13 protein-coding genes are annotated in these 15,692 nt (G+C 72.1%); 4 read left to right on the forward strand and 9 right to left on the reverse strand.

The genetic code is table 11. The annotated features are described in order from the left end of the window. The 4 genes from ACWGKU_RS36605 to ACWGKU_RS36620 all read right to left on the reverse strand — a co-directional run. Positions 1-398, reverse strand: a 398-nt coding sequence (locus ACWGKU_RS36605) for an AAA family ATPase (RefSeq protein ID WP_452191732.1), incomplete at its 3' end; no start/stop codon positions are given. 50 nt (positions 399-448) lie between these two features. Further along, positions 449-4,102 (reverse strand): WGR and DUF4132 domain-containing protein, encoded by a 3,654-nt coding sequence (locus ACWGKU_RS36610; RefSeq protein WP_452179569.1) that lies wholly within the window; start codon positions 4,100-4,102, stop codon positions 449-451. Between the two features lie 177 nt (positions 4,103-4,279). Further along, positions 4,280-4,936, reverse strand: a complete 657-nt coding sequence (locus ACWGKU_RS36615) for a TetR/AcrR family transcriptional regulator (protein ID WP_401044804.1) — start codon at positions 4,934-4,936, stop codon at positions 4,280-4,282. Then, a complete protein-coding gene (locus ACWGKU_RS36620) occupies positions 4,933-6,432 on the reverse strand; it encodes an MFS transporter (protein ID WP_401044806.1) in 1,500 nt (499 codons plus the stop codon). Before ACWGKU_RS36620 ends, ACWGKU_RS36615 begins: the two co-directional genes overlap by 4 nt. Before the next feature lie 389 nt (positions 6,433-6,821). On the opposite strand from ACWGKU_RS36620, the gene ACWGKU_RS36625 reads away from it, so the two are divergent. From ACWGKU_RS36625 to ACWGKU_RS36635, 3 genes are all read left to right on the forward strand, one after another. Beyond that, positions 6,822-7,139, forward strand: a complete 318-nt coding sequence (locus ACWGKU_RS36625) for a hypothetical protein (protein WP_401044808.1) — start codon at positions 6,822-6,824, stop codon at positions 7,137-7,139. A 79-nt stretch (positions 7,140-7,218) separates the two neighbouring features. Next, a complete protein-coding gene (locus ACWGKU_RS36630) occupies positions 7,219-7,830 on the forward strand; it encodes a hypothetical protein (RefSeq protein WP_401044811.1) in 612 nt (203 codons plus the stop codon). Positions 7,831-8,074: 244 nt separating this feature from the next. After that, a complete protein-coding gene (locus ACWGKU_RS36635; protein WP_401044813.1) occupies positions 8,075-8,302 on the forward strand; it encodes a hypothetical protein in 228 nt (75 codons plus the stop codon). A gap of 395 nt (positions 8,303-8,697) precedes the next feature. Here ACWGKU_RS36635 and ACWGKU_RS36640 read toward each other — a convergent pair whose 3' ends face one another. The 5 genes from ACWGKU_RS36640 to ACWGKU_RS36660 all read right to left on the reverse strand — a co-directional run bounded on the left by ACWGKU_RS36640 (position 8,698) and on the right by ACWGKU_RS36660 (position 13,162). After that, positions 8,698-9,966 (reverse strand): cytochrome P450 family protein, encoded by a 1,269-nt coding sequence (locus ACWGKU_RS36640; protein WP_452179568.1) that lies wholly within the window; start codon positions 9,964-9,966, stop codon positions 8,698-8,700. Next, positions 9,956-11,014, reverse strand: coding sequence for a cytochrome P450 (locus ACWGKU_RS36645; protein WP_401044819.1), 1,059 nt, complete (start codon positions 11,012-11,014; stop codon positions 9,956-9,958). Before ACWGKU_RS36645 ends, ACWGKU_RS36640 begins: the two co-directional genes overlap by 11 nt. Before the next feature lie 131 nt (positions 11,015-11,145). Beyond that, positions 11,146-11,229, reverse strand: a complete 84-nt coding sequence (locus ACWGKU_RS36650) for a tryptorubin family RiPP precursor (protein WP_401044834.1) — start codon at positions 11,227-11,229, stop codon at positions 11,146-11,148. 354 nt (positions 11,230-11,583) lie between these two features. Beyond that, positions 11,584-12,174: a hypothetical protein gene (locus ACWGKU_RS36655; protein WP_452179567.1), complete on the reverse strand. Its 591-nt coding sequence runs from the start codon at positions 12,172-12,174 to the stop codon at positions 11,584-11,586. A gap of 16 nt (positions 12,175-12,190) precedes the next feature. Then, positions 12,191-13,162 (reverse strand): aldo/keto reductase, encoded by a 972-nt coding sequence (locus tag ACWGKU_RS36660; RefSeq protein ID WP_452179566.1) that lies wholly within the window; start codon positions 13,160-13,162, stop codon positions 12,191-12,193. A 1,500-nt stretch (positions 13,163-14,662) separates the two neighbouring features. Here ACWGKU_RS36660 and ACWGKU_RS36665 point away from each other — a divergent pair. Then, positions 14,663-15,355: a hypothetical protein gene (locus ACWGKU_RS36665; protein WP_401044827.1), complete on the forward strand. Its 693-nt coding sequence runs from the start codon at positions 14,663-14,665 to the stop codon at positions 15,353-15,355. Positions 15,356-15,692 lie beyond the last annotated feature (337 nt).

Raw genomic sequence — 15,692 nt, forward strand, 5'->3', positions numbered from 1 at the left:
CCCTGGTATTCCTGGTGGGGTTTGTTACTCGTTTTCTTGTTCTGGTCGTCGGTGGTCGCCGCGCCGCCCTGTACGGTCAGCCGGGAGGTACCGCTGACCGCCGCCGCGATCAGCTCCGACAGCAGCGACTTGGCGGTGCCCGGCTCACCGACCAGCAGCAGGCCGCGGTTGGTGGCCAGGGTCACCAGGGCGCGCTCGACCAGCGCCGGATCGCCGACGAACTTGCGGTCGATGCCGGCCTTCTCGTCGCCGACGACGAACCGGCGGGCGGCGCGCAGGCTCAGCTCCCAGCCCGGCGGGCGCGGGTCGCGGTCCTCGGCGCGCAGCGCCGCCAGCTCCTCGGCGTACCGGATCTCGGCGGGCGGACGCTGGAGCTGCTCCTCGGCGGTGGTGGTCATGGCGGCCCTCCCGGGGTGGTTCGCGTGGCTGTCGGCGAGGTGGTGCGCCGTCACGGCGTGGTCGGCTCGGTCAGCTCGGTCAGGTCGGCGATCACCTCGGAGGCCATCACCGGGTCGAGCTCGGCGAAGGTCGGCAAGGTGCGGTTGCGGGTCCAGTAGTCGCCCGGGCGGGTGTCGAGCCACACCGTCTCCACGCGCTGTTCGGGATACACGTCGTGCATGCCGACCGCGATGCCGTGCTCCGGTGCGAGGACCACGTAGCGGTCCGGCCCGACCCGACGGGACAGCCAGCGCTCCACGCCCGCGTCCTGCGGCTCGCCGCGCTGCCAGCCGCGCCGCTCCATGCCGACCAGCCGGGTGGTGGGCAGCACCGGACCGTTCTCGAAGCGGGTCAGGCGGTGGCCGGCCCGCTCCTCGTCGCTCAGCGCGTACACCGGGCGGCCGAGCTGACGGAACGGCTGCAGGATCTCGTAGTCGGCGAACAGCTCCGACCACGCCGCGAGTTCCGCACCGAGCAGCAGCGGGTGGGCCAGCCGGACGGTGGCCCCGGCGGGCAGCACGAACACCTCGTCCGCGACGTCCGCCAGGGTGCGGTCCTCGGCGACCCGGAACGCCGTCGTGGCGCCGTCCGCCTCGGCCAGCCACACCAGCCGGCGCACCAGGTGCCACAGCAGCGGATGCCCGACGAACAGCTGATCGAACTCCTCCGCCGTCCACGACCGCCGGGTGACCATCGCCTCCTCCAGGCGCCGGATCTGGTCCCCCGCCACCGTGCGGACGTCCTTCTTCAGCGCGGCGAAACGCTTGCGCTCGGCCGGCGCCAGCTCGGCGTCGTCCCGCACCCCCGGGACCGGAAGATCCTTGCGACGGGCGCCGTCCGCGTCCAGCACGTACGGCTTGAGCTGCTCGTCGAAGCCGACCGTGAACGTCCGGCTGCCGTAGTCGACGACGGTGGTCCCGTCGGCGTCCAGCCCGAAGTCCGGCACCAGCCGGTCCGACAGCTGCTCCCCGGACAGGCCGAGGCCGGCCGCCACCTCGGCGATCTTCTCCTGCGCCCGCGCCTTGAGCGCCTTGAACTTCACCCGCTGTGCGATGCCGTGCAGGTGGAGGAGGGCGACGTCGCTGCCGATCGCGGCCAGCGCTTCCAGGCCGTCCACCGCGCGGTGGTGCGCCCCCTCGCCCGGCCAGGCGCGGAGCATCGGCGTCAGCCGGCGGACCGTCCCGTCGTCACCGAGCCGGCCGAGCGCGTGCAGCGCCCACCCGTCCTGGGACGGCATGCCGGCCATCCGCCACTGCTCGAACACCGCCCAGCCGAAGGCCGTCAGCGACTGCGGCTCGCACACCTCCGCCACCTGGTCGAGGCCCGGGTAGAACGCCCCGGGCTTCGACAGCGCGAGCATGGTGAGCACGTGCCGCACCGTCTCGGCGGGCAGCGCGCCCTCGCCGCCGCGCACCAGCAGCTGCGGCAGCATCACCGGCTCCGCCCAGTCGCCGAGCTGGGGGAGCTTCGCCGGCAGCAGGTTCACCAGCGGGTCGGCCGACAGCAGTGCGCCCACCACCTCCTGCGCCTGCGGCCCGTACTCGCCGGCCACCGCGTGCACCGCCGGGGCGCCGTGCGCGGCAGCGATCAGCCGCAGGGCCTGCTCGGCGTTGCGCCGGGCCGCTCCGGCCTTCCCGACCGCGGCCGGAACCAGCAGCCGGGCCGCGTCCACGCCGTGCCGGGCGAACCAGGAACGGGCGGTGTCCCCGGCCGACTTGAGACGCACCAGCCAGTCCGCCATCGTCTCGGCCACCCGGACGTCCAGGTACGGCAGCAGCAGCGCCGCGTGCGCGGCCGGGTTCTGCAGCGCGGCGGCCCGTATCGGCCCGAGCGCGTCCGGCCCGAAGCGGGCGGCGACCCGGCGCAGCGCGCCCGTGGCGTCCCAGATGTACTCCTCGCCCCGCCACTGCGCGATCAGCGGACGGCCCAGCTGCTCGTCGCCGTAGGCGAACAGCGCCAGTTCCTCGTGCCGGTTGGAACGGTGCCGCGCGGCGCCGGACTGCCCGTCCGCGGCCCGCATCGTGCCGGCGATCCGCTGCCAGTCGGCGTCCGACCAGTTCGCGTACCAGGACTCGGAGACCGCCCACGCCTCCCGCTCACCCGGCAGCCACCGCAGCCGCGTCTCCTGCGGCGCGGTGAGGCCGGTCAGCACGCGGGGCCTGGCCGTGGAGCGCGGCCGGGTCCACGGCGGGCTGGTGAACAGCTCCGGCAGCGAACCGGTCGGGACGTCCGGCACCCGGTCGCCGAGATCGGTGAGCGGCCCGACCACGGCCGCCTGCTCCGGCGTCAGCTCCGGCAGCAGCTCGATCGCGGTCGCGCGGTGGGCGGCGACGTGGGCGGTGAGGAGCTGACGGGCGAGCCGCTGCGCGGCCGGATCGGCGGACGCCGCCGCGGCCTCCGCGAGGAGGCGCAGCGCACGCCGGGGGAAACGGCGCATGGCCGCCACCAGGGCTCCACGGGCCGCCTTGCCGTTCTCCTGATGGGCCAGCAGCCCCCGAAAGCCCTGGTCCGAGGGAAGCTCGGCGATCGCGTTCAGCAGGTGCTTCTGCTTGTCGCTGTAGAGGTGGTTGTTGGCCAGGGCGTGCAGCAGCAGCGGCGCGGCGCCGCCCCCGAGACCCTCCGCCACGGTCGCGATGATCTCGGTGGACCAGCCGTCCCAGTGCAGGCTCGGCGGCTGGGGGAGCTTCTCCAGCGGCTCGGCCGAGGAGAGCGAGCACAGCAGCATCGACCACTCGGCCGAGCCCAGCCGCGCGCCCGACGTCGCGCACTCCTCGGCCCAGTCGGACTCGGACGGCACCAGGTACGCCGCCGCCACCAGGCGGGCCAGGTCGGTCCGGCATCCGGCCAGGGCCTCGACCGCCGTGCGGTGGGTCTCCTCGTCGCACGCCGCCAGCAGCGACCGGACACGATCCGCGGCGGGGCGGTACGCCGCCACCGTCCGGACGGCCGCGCGTCGGACGCGCGGGTTCAGGGCGCGTGAGCCGTTCCCATCGGTCTTGACGGCCACCGTGAACAGCTCGACGGTGGCCCTGGCCGCGAACGGCAGGCCGAACTCCGCCACCCAGGCGTCGGCGGCCGTCCGGACCTTGTTGTCGGCGGAGACCGCGAACAGCGCGGCCAGCACCGCCGCGCCGACCGGGTTCCGGCTGCCGGATCGGTGGGCGCGGGCGGCCGCCACCAGGTCCGCGTCGCTGCGGTCCGAGGTGAGCGCCTGCTCCAGCCAGTCGTCCATCCGCCTCAGCGAGGCGTGGTACTCGTCCACCGCGTTCTTCACCGCGGCGGCCGGCGGGCGGGAGACGCCGCCCCGGCGGGGGAGCAGGGCCCTCCGCCAGGCCTCCGGCAGGACGAAGGCGTCCTCGTCGACCGGGCCGTCCGGGGCGTCCGGCGGCTCGGGGGCGGCGGTCGGCGGGGTCGGCGCGACGGGCCGGGCGATGGGCGGCGGGATGGGCGCCGCGCCCGCCGTGGTCTCGCGGTAGCCCTTGCGCTCCTTCTCGGCGACCGTCCTGGCGAAGTGCGCCTGCGCGGCCTCCGCGGTCGGGAACTCCTTGCTCTGCTCCCGCCCGGCGGTGCCGGATCGGCCGTAGCGCACGGTCACCGCGGCACCGTCGACCGCGGCCTCCCAGAACTTGTCCGAGCCGCCCTCGACGAACTCCCAGCGCCGCACAGCTCCGCCCCTCTCCTCGACACGTTTGATCAGGGGAGGAACAGTAGCGAGGCCCACCGACAGGCCGACCGCCGGACCGCCTGTCACGGCGGTCCGGACCGCCCGGCGCGGTCAGGGCGCGAGCGGCGAGGGCGGCCCGGCAGGCCGCCCGCGGCGAGGTTCGGAGCGGCGGACGGTCTACCGGGCGGGCCGGCTCGCGGCCAGCAGGTCGTGCAGGAGGGGGAGCAGGTCCTCGGAGTCGGCCTCGGCGAGCTCGCCGAACGCGCCGCTCGTGCGGGCCAGGACGATCCCGGCGAAGGCCGCCGCCGCCAGTTCGGCCCGCAGCCGGGGCCGGTCGGCCTGTTCGGCGGTGAAGCGGTCCTGCAGCGGCTGCACCAGCCGCTCGTGGAGGTAGGTGCGCGCTGCCCGCTGCACCTCGGTGTTGTCGCCGGGCAGCACCGCGGCCTGGAAGGTCGGGCCGGGGCCGCGCCGGGAGAAGCGTTCCAGCAGGCCGCGCAGCCGGTCCTCCTCCAGGAGGTCGGCCGGTGCCGTGTCGCCCAGCTCCATCTGGACGGCGGCCAGGTAGAGCTGCGTCTTCCCGCCGAAGTATCGGGCGATCAGCGCCGGGTCGACGCCGGCCCGGTCGCCGATCTCCCGGATGGTGGTGCGTTCGAATCCACGCTCGGCGAAGAGTTCCGTCGCCGCCCGGATCAGGAGTTCCCGGCTGCGGGCGGCGTCGCGGCGCCGGGGTGCCGCGGACCCCGGTCCGCCGCCGTTCGTGGCGGCGGACCCGCCGGCCTCGGGGGCTGCGCAGGCCTCGGGAGTGGCGCCGGCCTCGGGGGTGGCGTCGGTCACCGCTCGGCCCCGGCCCGCAGGACGGGTGCCTCGCTCCCGCCGACAACCATGTCGTCGATGCTCTCTTCCACGATCAGCCCCTCGTCCACGCGGGCACCCTTCCGGGAGCCGGTCGCGGCACCGAGCCGCGGCAGGACGATCGTAGCCAGGCCGATCACCACCCACACCGCGCAGCCGATCAGCGCCGCGTCCCGGTAGCCGCTGTCGGTGGGCAGCTGCCGTCCCGGCGCGGTGTGCGCCTGGAGCACGGCGCCGCACAGCGCGCTGCCGGTGGAGTAGCCGACGTAGCGCAGCACCTGGTTGAAGCTGACCGAACTGCCGACCTCGTGGGCCGGCACCGCGTTGACGATCAGCCCCGGCATGACGGCGAAGGTGCAGCCGACACCGAGTCCGGCGATCGCCATCACCACCATGAGTTCCCAGAGGTGGTCGCGGGCGGACAGGAAGAGCAGCACCGACACCAGCGAGACCGCGCAGCCCAGCGGGAGCACCAGGGCGGAGGAGGTGCGCCGGGCGAGCCCGGGGACCACCTTGCTGGACAGCAGGCTGGCCGCCGAGAACGGCAGCAGGACGAGGCCGGCGACCACGACCGAGGCGCCGAGGCCGTAGCCGGCGGCGGTCGGGGTCTGGACGTAGCGGATCACCAGCGACATCAGCAGGTACATCCCGACGCCGGCGACCAGCCCGGCCACGTCCGCGGTCAGGACGACGGGATTGCGCAGCGAGCGCAGGTCGACCAGCGGGTGGGCGGTGCGCAGCTCGTGCCACAGCCAGCCGGCCAGCAGCAGGAGGGAGAGGACCGCCACCGTCCGCAGCCGGGCGCTGTCCCAGCCCCAGGTCTCGCCCTCGCTGAGCACGAGCAGGAGGCCGACCAGGGTCAGGCCGAGCAGCACCGCGCCGGGCACGTCCAGTGGGCGCCTCTCACGGTCCGTGGTCGGGGGCAGCACCAGGGCGGCCAGCAGGAGGGCCAGGGCGCTGATCACGGCGCCGAACCAGAAGCCCGCGTGGATGCCGAAGGATTCGGCTATCAGGCCGGTGATCGGGTAGCCGAGGCCGACGCCGGCGACGGTGGTGATGGACAGGAGCGCGACCGCCGAGCGGGAGGCCGCGGGGGGAAGGTTGTCCCGTGCGGTGGCGATGGCCAGCGGGGTGAGTCCGAGCCCGACCCCCTGCAGCGCGCGCCCCGCGACCAGCCAGCCGAAGCCGAGCGGCAGCGAGGCCAGCACGCTGCCGAGCACCACCACGGCGGCGGCGGTGAGGGTGACCGTACGGCGGTGCGGTCCGTCGCCCAGACGACCGAGCACCGGGGTGGTGACCGCTCCGACCAGCATGGTGATGGTCAGGGACCACTGGGCCTCGGAGAGCGAGACGTGGTCGACGGCCGCGATGGTGGGGATCATCGGCGCGCCGAGACTGCTGATCACCGCCACCACTGCGCTGAGGAACACCAGGACGGGCACCAGGGCCTGTTCGCGGCGCGTCGACAGGGTCTCCATCGGCGTGTCCTTTTCGTCGGAGATCGAGTGGTCGAACCGGGGGTTGGAGGCCCTCGGAATCCAGCCGTGTCCGATGGGACCAGCCGTGTCCGATGGGAGATGCCACCCGTTGTCATCGTGCGATGTCATCACATGATGACATGCTTCGGCATGGGACGATTCCACCCGAGACGCGGAAGTCCGTGGACCGGGGGCGAAGTGGGCGAGCCGGTCATCATCGTGGAATCGCCCGCCGGGGGCGCGCTCCGAGCAGGTGTCCGCCCGGCTGGAGCAGCTGCTGTCGGGCTGGCCCTCGCGAGTTCGGCCCGTCGGCCTCCGTCGGGACGGAGTGCAACGACGCGGGCGGGCGGCCCGAGCGGGCCGTCGATCCGGTCTCCCCGGTGGCGGGCGTGACCGTGTTCCTCACCGGCCTGACGCTCACCGCCGCCGCCCGCAGGCTCATCGACGAGATGACCAGGGTCTTCCGGTCGCCGCACGAGGCCAAGCACGCCTGGCTGGTGCTGCGCGGCGCGCGGGTCGATCTCAGGGCGGTCGAACCGGCCGACGTCCCGACCGGGGCGACCGGCCGCGCCGGTGCGTGCGACCTCGACGCCGGCCAGGACGGCGCCGAGGCCGACCGTCCGGGTCCGGCGATCGCGGCACTCTCGCCGCCGGACCGCTTCACGGTCCAAACACCGGACACCCACGCCGCCTCCCCACTAAGGTGAGGCCCGATTCACCGCTCGGCCATCCCCCTGACCAGTGGGCATCCAGCATGCCCGCCGCCAGGACTGGAGTGAACCGACCATGCGTCCTCGTCCCCTCTGGAAGCGCCTCACCGGCGCGGTCGTCCGCCGTGGCACAGGCGCCACCCTGGGCGCGCTCGCGCTCATCGCCGCCTTCGTCCTCGCGGGCACCGCCGCCGGCACGTCCAGTGCGGCCGCCCAGCCGGCCGGCGTCACGAGTGTCACCAGCTCCGGCCAGTGGGCCTGCGCCGGAGCAGCCATCCCGAACGGATGGGTCCTCACCGCCTACAACAAGGACGGCTGCAGCGGCTGGGGCTCGTGGTTCCAGCAGCCGGAGGCGGACGGCCTGTACAGCTGCGGCGGCTCCCCGATCATCTCGGGGTACGTCATCACCGACTACGCCAAGCTCGGCTGCAACGGTGTGGGCTCGTGGCGGCACAACCTCGTCCAGGACGGGATCTGGACGTGCGGCGGCTCCCCGATCGTCTCGGGCTACGTCGTGACCGGCTGCGTGGTCTACGGCTGCAACGGGGTCGGTGCCTGGTACCGCCAGATCGCCAAGGCCGGCCTGGTCACCTGTCCCAACTCGCCGATCCCGCCGGGCTTCCGTTCGGGCGGCTACTGGGGGGCCGGCTGCACCGGCCACGGCGGCTTCTACCTCCTCAGCGCCTGACCCCGCGCCACGTCCGCTGCACCGGAGGCACCGCACGTCGTGCGGTGCCTCCGGCACGTCCCCGCTCGACCCGAGCGGGTGGCGGCGCTCCCGTACCTGCGGCGGTCACCGAGCGGCGGTGGCGCGGGTGTGCCGAGTCCGTGCTGCCGCCAGCCGCGCAGCAGCTCGAAGTCGAGCACGGCGCCGCGTGCCGCGTCGGCCCGCACCAGCTCCAGCGCACCGGTGGCGGGTGGCCGGGCGGGGGTTGCCCACGGGCGGGGGACAGCGTGCCTGCACCGGACCGGACGACGGCACCGCCGAGGCGCTCCGGGCGATCGCCTCGACGGAGCCCGCCGACCGCGAGGCTCTGCTGCCGGCCGCCTACCGAGCCTTCGCCGGTCAGCTGGACGGCAGCAACGCGGCTCGCCGGCACGAGGAACCGGAGCTCCGGTTCAAGGAGCGCGAGCAGCGGCGGCAGGGTGAGACGGGGTGAGGGAGCGGGCTCGGCCGGCCGCCGCGGCCTTGCGTCGGGCACGGGCGGTCAGGTTCGCGGTTTCCGCCAGTGCCTTCGTCCGCTCCATGGTCCGCTGGTTGGGCTTCGCTCGGTCGGACGCCTGTGGCTCCTTGGCACGGGTCGGGACGGCCGAAATCCTGGTCGCGGCGAAGAGCAACGCGCCGGTGGCGTCCGCGTCGTGGGATGCGACCCACGTGATCGGTTCGGCGCCGGGTACGCGCGGGGTACGTGCCGACGCCGCCGGCTCAGGTGAGGAGCACGGCCGTGAGGCCGTGGATGCCCGGGCCTTCGAGGTGGACCTCGGCCGGCGTGGTGCCCCTGGCGGCCGAGGCGCCGGAGCGCCCGCGCGCTCCGGCGGTACCCGCCTGCCGTCGTCAGTGCAGCAGCACCCGCAGGCTGAGCAGTCCCCGGTGCCTTGGGTTTTCCTGCCACTGCGCGGCGGCGGCCGGTTCGGCCAGGCGCAGGGCCGGGAAGCGGCGCAGCAGTTCGCTGAACGCGACCTCGGCCTGTAGCCGGCCCAGCTGTGCGCCGAGGCAATGGTGGATGCCGTGGCCGAACGCGAGGTGTCGGGTGGCGTCCGGGCGGGTGATGTCGAAGCGGTCGGGGTCGGCGAAGACGGCCGGGTCGCGGTTGGCGGCGAGCAGCGCGATCTGGACGAATTCGCCGGCCGGGATCGTGGTGCCCGCGATCGTCACCGGCTCGGTCGTGCGGCGTAGCGCGGCGATGCTGAACGGGCTCTCGTAGCGCAGGACTTCCTCGATCGCGCCGGGAAGCAGCTCCGGATTCGCACGCAGCGTCGTGAGTTGTTCGGTGTGGCCGAGCAACGCATGGATGCCGTTCGCGATCAGGTTGACGGTGCTCTGGTGGCCGGCGATCGCGAGCAGGAACGCCATCGAGGTGATCTCGGCCTCGGTCAGCCGGTCGCCGCCCGCCTGGGCGGCGAGCAGTTCGGAGATCAGGTCGTCGCCCGGGTGGGTGCGCTTGTGGTCGACCAGGGCGCGCAGGTAGTCCGCCATGCCTTCGGCAGTCTCCACCGAGACCTCGCCGTCCGCTCCGCCGTCGCCGTCCGCCCCGCCGTCGTCGTCCGAGCCGGCATCGACCGCGTTGCCCCGGACTTGGAGGTTCTCCCGTTCGGCCTGCGGCGCGCCGAACAGCTCGAAGACCACCGCGAGTGGCAGCGGCAGCGCGAACTCGCTGATCAGCTCGGCCGAGTCGAGCCCGTCCAGCTGGTCCAGCAGCGCGCCGACGTGGCGCTCGACCATCGGTCGTAGGGTCGCCACCTGCCGCCCGGTGTAAGCCTGTTGGACCAGCTTGCGAAGTCGGGTGTGCTCCGGGGGGTCGGAGTTGAGCATATGCGTCATCAGGTCGCGGCCCGGGCCTCCCTCGGAGTTCCCGACGTGTTGGGCGAACGCCTCGGTGACGGCCTTCTTGCTCAGCCGGGGGTCGGCGAGGGCGCTCCGACACTCGGCGTGGCCCGTGACGACCCAGCCTTCGAGTCCGGCCGCGCCGCCGAACCGGACCTTGCGGGCGCCACCCTCGGTGCGCCAGCGGCGGTACGCGGTGTGCGGGTCGGCGTAGAACCGGCCGTCGGCGAACTCCGATTCGGTAACGCCGTGTTCGGTGTGTATGTGATCAGCGTGCATCGCGTGCCTTCAGGACGCGGACCTCGCTGACGCCGAGCAGGCCGAGCAGCGGCACCTTGGCGGTCCGCTGATCGGGGTCGACGACCAGGCCGGCTGCCCGGATCTGGTCCAGCAGCAGTTCGGCGAGCGGCATCACCATGTGCCGGCCCCAGCAGCGTTCGGAGGAGTGCCCGAACGGCAGGTAGCCGGGAGTGCTGTCCGGGTCGAGGTGGTCCCAGCGCTCGGGGCGGAACTCGTCCGGGGCCTCCCACAGCGCCGGGTCGCGATGTGAGAGCAGCGGCAGGACGAGGACGTCGTCGCCCGCACCGATCCGTGGATCGAGAGCGGGGTACTCGGGCGATGCGCGGCGCAGGATGTTCCACGACGGCGGCAGCATGCGCAGTGACTCGAGGATGATGTTCCGGTTCGGCGTGCTGTCGTTGAACGGCGAGCCGAGCCAGAGCGCGTTCGCGACCAGGGTGGAGATGGTGAAGCAGACGGGTGCGGCGGCTCGGCGGTACATGCCCAGCGCGTACCGTCGATCCTGGTAGTCGGCCGCCTTGGCGGTGAGCTTGCCGAGTTCGGTGAGGTCGTCGCCGGGCTTGGGCCTACCGGGCAGTGCGGCGCCGACCGAGATGACCAACCAGGTGAGCAGCGGCGTCAGTTCGAGGTTGCGGCTCATCAGGATTCGCAGCCGGCGCGGGTCCCGACCGAGGATGAGGTCGCGCAGGAAGAGATGACCGGTGAGCGGCCACGGACCGGACAGGTCGATGTTCTGCGGCAGCGGGGCCTTCAGCGCCTCGCGCACGTCGCTGCCGATCGTCCGCGTCACCGAGGACGCCTCGGTGCGGGTGATCGAACGTCCGTGCAGCGGTTTGAATGTGGGCCGTTCGATCTCGGTGGCGCGCCGGGCGGCGAGGATCCGGTCGGTGAGCTCGGGCCCGGCGACCCCGATCGTGTCGGGTTCGAGCCGGACGGCGTCCTTACCTAGATGGTCCCTGAGCAGGGCCTCAAGTCGGGGGGAGAGCACGGTGTTTCGCGAACGGGCGGAGGCGGGGGAGAGTGCCATGTGATGTCTCCGAGACTTTGCCGGGGCCGGTCTCCGTCCCCGCCCGGGCCCGATCTCTCGGCGGAGGCCGCGAGGGGGCAGGGGCGGGGACGGATCAGCTGTTCAGGTACCGGGGGTACCGATCAGTCGGCTTAGTACCAGACGTACCAAGCGCTGGCCTTCAGGCTCTTCTTGGCGAAGGACGCGTCACGGATGGCGAACAGGATCTTCATCATTGGTTCTCCCTTTCATTACCGAATGGCTGAGTGAACGTAGGGCCACTCTGCAGTTGCCCTACAGGCGTATCCACGCAGCCGGGTCTCCGGCAGGTTCACCTCAGTGGGCGGATCTTTCCGAGAGACTGGGGGATGTGAGGGGTTTGCCAGCGTATCTTCTGATTCTTCTCCTGCGGCGGTGTGACCGCTGTGCCGGGCGCCTTGGCCCCCAGGCAGCGGGCGGTACGGTGTCGGGCCTCCGGATCGGGGCCATGATGCTCTGGCACGACACGTTCATCCGGGACGAGCGGGTCACCCTGCCGGTCGCCGGGCACGAGGCCACGGCGACCACGCCGACCGGGCTGCTGCCGTTCCTCAGGACACGCTGAACCTCAGAAGGAGGCGGGGGCATGGCGCCGCGACCTCGTCCTCAGGAGGAGGGCCCCATGCCGCGAGTGCGGCGGAAACCCCCTGTGGGCCGGATTCCAGATAGCAGATCATGTTCACCGGGTACCGACTGTTGTCGAACATGTAGCGGTCCATCGGTGTCGGCTTCTCGCTTATTCGCAGCCCTCGCTCGTCGGGTGGGCCGATCCGGTGCCAGTCGGGATGCAGATGGATGGAGCCCAGGATCTCGACTCCGTCACGGTCCGCCTGCCGGTGAATACGCAGCAGATCCTGCGAGCTGCACCAGAATCCCCGGCGGGGGTTTCGGTAGGCGCTTCCGAAGCACGGCTCTATGGAGGTCGAGAACTCTTCGAGCGCCATCGGGTCGGTGGCACGGACGTTGGTCGCGAACTGGACCGAGGTGACGGCCGCGACACCGTCGTCGACGGTGCCGAGCAGGAGGGCGAAACAGGAGGGTGGTTCCTGCGGGGTACAGGCCTCGTATTCATCGCGCGCTACCGAGATGAACGACTTGAGGGCGTCGAATCCGATCAGGGCGGTGTGGGGGGTGAGGGTCACGGCGGATTCTCCTCCTTCAGCCGACATGCGCATGGTGGTCCGCCGCGGTGGTTCGTGAAGCGAGATCCAGCGAGTGAACCTCGGCCGGGGAGAGTTCCAGGGTCGCTCCCGGGGTCAGTTCGGCGAGCTGCTCGGGCGTCCTGCTGCTGGCGAGCGGAGCGACGACATGGGGCTGCGCCCTCAGCCAGGCCAGGGCCACCGCGGCGGGGGCGGTGCCGTGCTCGGCGGCGATCGTGTCCAGCGTCCGGAGCACCGTGCGGCCGCGGGGCGTTTCGCCGTACGGTCGTGCCGCGGCGCTGCGGACGCTGGGAACGGCGGGTGCGCCTTCGCGGTACTTGCCCGTCAGGAAGCCCTGCGCCAGGGCGAAGTACGGGACGCAGGAGACGTCCTCGCGCTCGCAGACCGGGGCGATCCCACTCTCGAAGGGCTCGCGTTCCATGAGGTTGTAGGGAGGCTGGACCGCCACGTACGAGGCGAGCCCCGAACGCTTCGAGACCTCAAGGGATTCGGCCAGCCTGGGGCCGCTGATGTTCGAGGCGCCGATATGGCGTACCTTCCCTGCCGTGATCAGCGTGTCGAGTGCGGCGAGGGTCTCTTCGAGGGGAGTTTCCGGGTCGTCCGCGTGCGTGTAGTAGAGGTCGATATGATCCGTCCGCAGACGGCGCAGGGATTCCTCCACCGCCTGGTGGACGACCTTCGCCGTGAGCCCGGACAGTCCGTTCAGTCGGCCTACCTTCGTGGCGATGACGAAACGGTCCCGCTGGCCGCGCGCGGCCAGCCAGTTGCCGATGATGGACTCGGACTCCCCGCCGGTGTTTCCGGGGGCCCACTGGGAATAGGAGTCGGCGGTGTCGATGAAGTTCCCGCCTGCGGCGGCGTAGGCATCGAGGACGCGGAAGGATGTCCGCTCGTCGACGGTCCATCCGAAGACGCTGCCGCCGAGGCAGAGTGGAAAGACGTCGAGCTCGGAATGTGCGATGGTAACCAATGGACGCTTTCTGGTTCTTACCGGATTCGGTGGTCGGTTCCGGTGCGGAGGGTGGGACACAGGGGGGGCGCGGCTCGGCGCGACTTCCCACGTCGCTCCCACCTGAGGGGTCGACTGACGCCCCCGCCAGCAATGTCCGATGAATAGCGTGCACTTGACGGTCAGTCAGTGCGGAAACCGATACTACCTTCCGGTCCGGCGCCATGCCGAGGCCTCGGCCGGATTCCGTCGTGGTCGGGGTGTGCGCCTGCGCCGTCGTTCTGCGCTCGAACGGCTCGACGGCGAGGCCGCCCCGGGTGGTTACCGGGCCGACGCGGGTCGCGGCCGGGGCGTGGGTCGCAGGCTGTAGGCGCGGGTGGCCCCTTCGCCCGATCTCCCGTGGCAGGAAGGCGATCCAGCCTCGCGGCATGCGAAGGCCATGCGTGCCAGGGCGGTGGCCGGGCGCGGGATCGGACCAGCGCCCGGCATGGGTGGCGGCGCGCTCGACACAGGCCTCCACCGCCTTCGCGGCGGAGTGATCGCTTCCGGGACGCCGGTCGTACGAGGCGCTTCCGGCCCCGCGTCAGTGAGCCGTTCTATGAGGAAGCCGTTCCGCTCAGGACTTGAGCCGCGAAGCTCGGGGAGGACGCGAGCCGGCTCGGCATGAGCACGGGCGCCGTTCGGCACGGGCGGGTGGCCGATGACGGCTTCTGGGTTCCCTGTCCGGAGGGCGGTGGGGGTTTCACGAGCTTCGGCCCTTGCCCGAGGATCGAGGGCGCCGCCGGTCAGGGCGGGGACTGCGGCACCGCCATCGTGGCCGAGGACGGTCACCAGGTCATCGATGTGTACTGCTTCTCCTCGCAGAGCGAGACCTGCACGGTGGCGTCCGGAATTCCCTCCTCCGTCCAGGACTTGGAGCAGCGGGGTACCCAGGTCGTGGCCCACCGGGGTGGCAGGGTGAGGTCCGGGAGCCGGGCGCTGGCCAGGTGGCGGCCGACCGGGAAGGCGCGCCGGCCGGAGCCGGCGGAAACAGAGCGTCAGGGGCCATCCGGCGAACAGGGCAGCCGCTCGGAGAAGGCGCACATTGGGGCTTCCGCAGGTCGAGGGGCATTCCTGGACGCAGTTCTACCTGCCCGTCAGTTGTCTGGGCCGTACACCATCGTCACCGGCGGAGCGTGGTCGGCAACCGTCAGTCTGCGCCTGACGAAGGTGAGGCAGGGTGCGGCTGGGGTCGAACCGTTGGCGGCCACGTGGATTGACGAGTGGCCTCACATGTGAACGGCCATCAGATGGTCAACGCGCGAGCGGACAGACGCCTTTTGTCAAAGGTCCACCCGTTCGAGTGTGGGGTGTTCGAGGGCGTCTGCTGGCCCGGGCGGTAGGGGACCTCCTGTGAGCAGCATGACGGCTTCGGTGCCGGTTCGGGCGGGGTTCGCGTGTCTCGGACACGCACGGGGATGAGGGCGAGGTCTCGCATCTGGTGCAGGCGGAGTCGGCGACCCGGCACGCGGTCTCGAAGGAGTGGGAGATCGTCGGGTCAAGAACCCGAGCGGGGCGACGGTCGCCTCGATCGGCTACGGCGACGACCTCAACAACCGGCTGGCGTCGAAGGCCACGACCGGCACGGCCGGGGCCGCCATCAACCAGTACGGTCACGACTCGGCCGGGCGCCCCACCAGCTGGAACAACGGCACCACCGCCACCGCTTACACCTGGGACGCGGCTGGCAACCGCACTTCGGTGGGAGGTGTCACCTCCACCTTCGACGAGCGCGACGAGCTGCTGAACGACGGCACAACGACCTACAGTTACTCGGCTCGTGGCACGTTGACGGGCAGCACGGCCAAGGACTCCCAGCCCAAGGACGTCCAGTTCGACGGCTTCGACCGGATGGCCAAGGAAGGACCGTCCACTTTCACCTACGACTCGGCCGACCGCGTTGCCCAAGCAGGGACCACCACCTTCACCTACGACGGCGGCTCCAACAACGTCGTCACCGACGGCACTGCCAGCTGCACCCGCACCCCCGGCGGCCGGATCCTCGGCACGGCAGCGGCAGGCACGAGGTCCAACCCGCGCCTGGTGATCAGTGACCAGCACGCCGACGTGGTCGCCACCATCGACCCCTCGGGAAAGAGCGTCGCCGGCTCGACGGCCTACGATCCCTTCGGCAAGCCCACGGCGAGCGCCGCCGCCACCAACTCGCTCGGATAACAGAGTGGTTGGACCGAACCGGCCTCCGGCGACGTCAACATGGCCGCCCGCTGGTACCGCCCGGGCAGCGGCACCTTCGCCTCCGGCCTGCCTGTCCGACGTGCAGGCAGGCCTGATCGACGGCCACGCGCAGGTGTCGAGCATCGGGGGCAGAGCGTTCCTCTCCGTGTCAGTGGTGCTGAGGCCGTAGATGTACTTGATGTTGGTCCGGGCGCGGGAGCACGAGCACTCGTACAAGCGGAGCGGTGGGCGCCACGTGCCGAGGCCCTTGTCGGCCTTGGCCTGTCCGAGATGCTAGTCAGGCAACTGATTTCGGCTGCTGCGGTCGTCGCACGGC

The sequence above is a fragment of the Kitasatospora sp. NPDC054768 genome, assembly GCF_053612025.1.

Coding starts and splice junctions, on each gene's coding strand:
- ACWGKU_RS36650 (WP_401044834.1), bottom strand. CDS start 11,229: ATGATGAAGATCCTGTTCGCCATCCGTGACGCGTCCTTCGCCAAGAAG.
- ACWGKU_RS36640 (WP_452179568.1), bottom strand. CDS start 9,966: ATGCACGCTGATCACATACACACCGAACACGGCGTTACCGAATCGGAG.
- ACWGKU_RS36630 (WP_401044811.1), top strand. CDS start 7,219: ATGCGTCCTCGTCCCCTCTGGAAGCGCCTCACCGGCGCGGTCGTCCGC.
- ACWGKU_RS36645 (WP_401044819.1), bottom strand. CDS start 11,014: ATGGCACTCTCCCCCGCCTCCGCCCGTTCGCGAAACACCGTGCTCTCC.
- ACWGKU_RS36620 (WP_401044806.1), bottom strand. CDS start 6,432: ATGGAGACCCTGTCGACGCGCCGCGAACAGGCCCTGGTGCCCGTCCTG.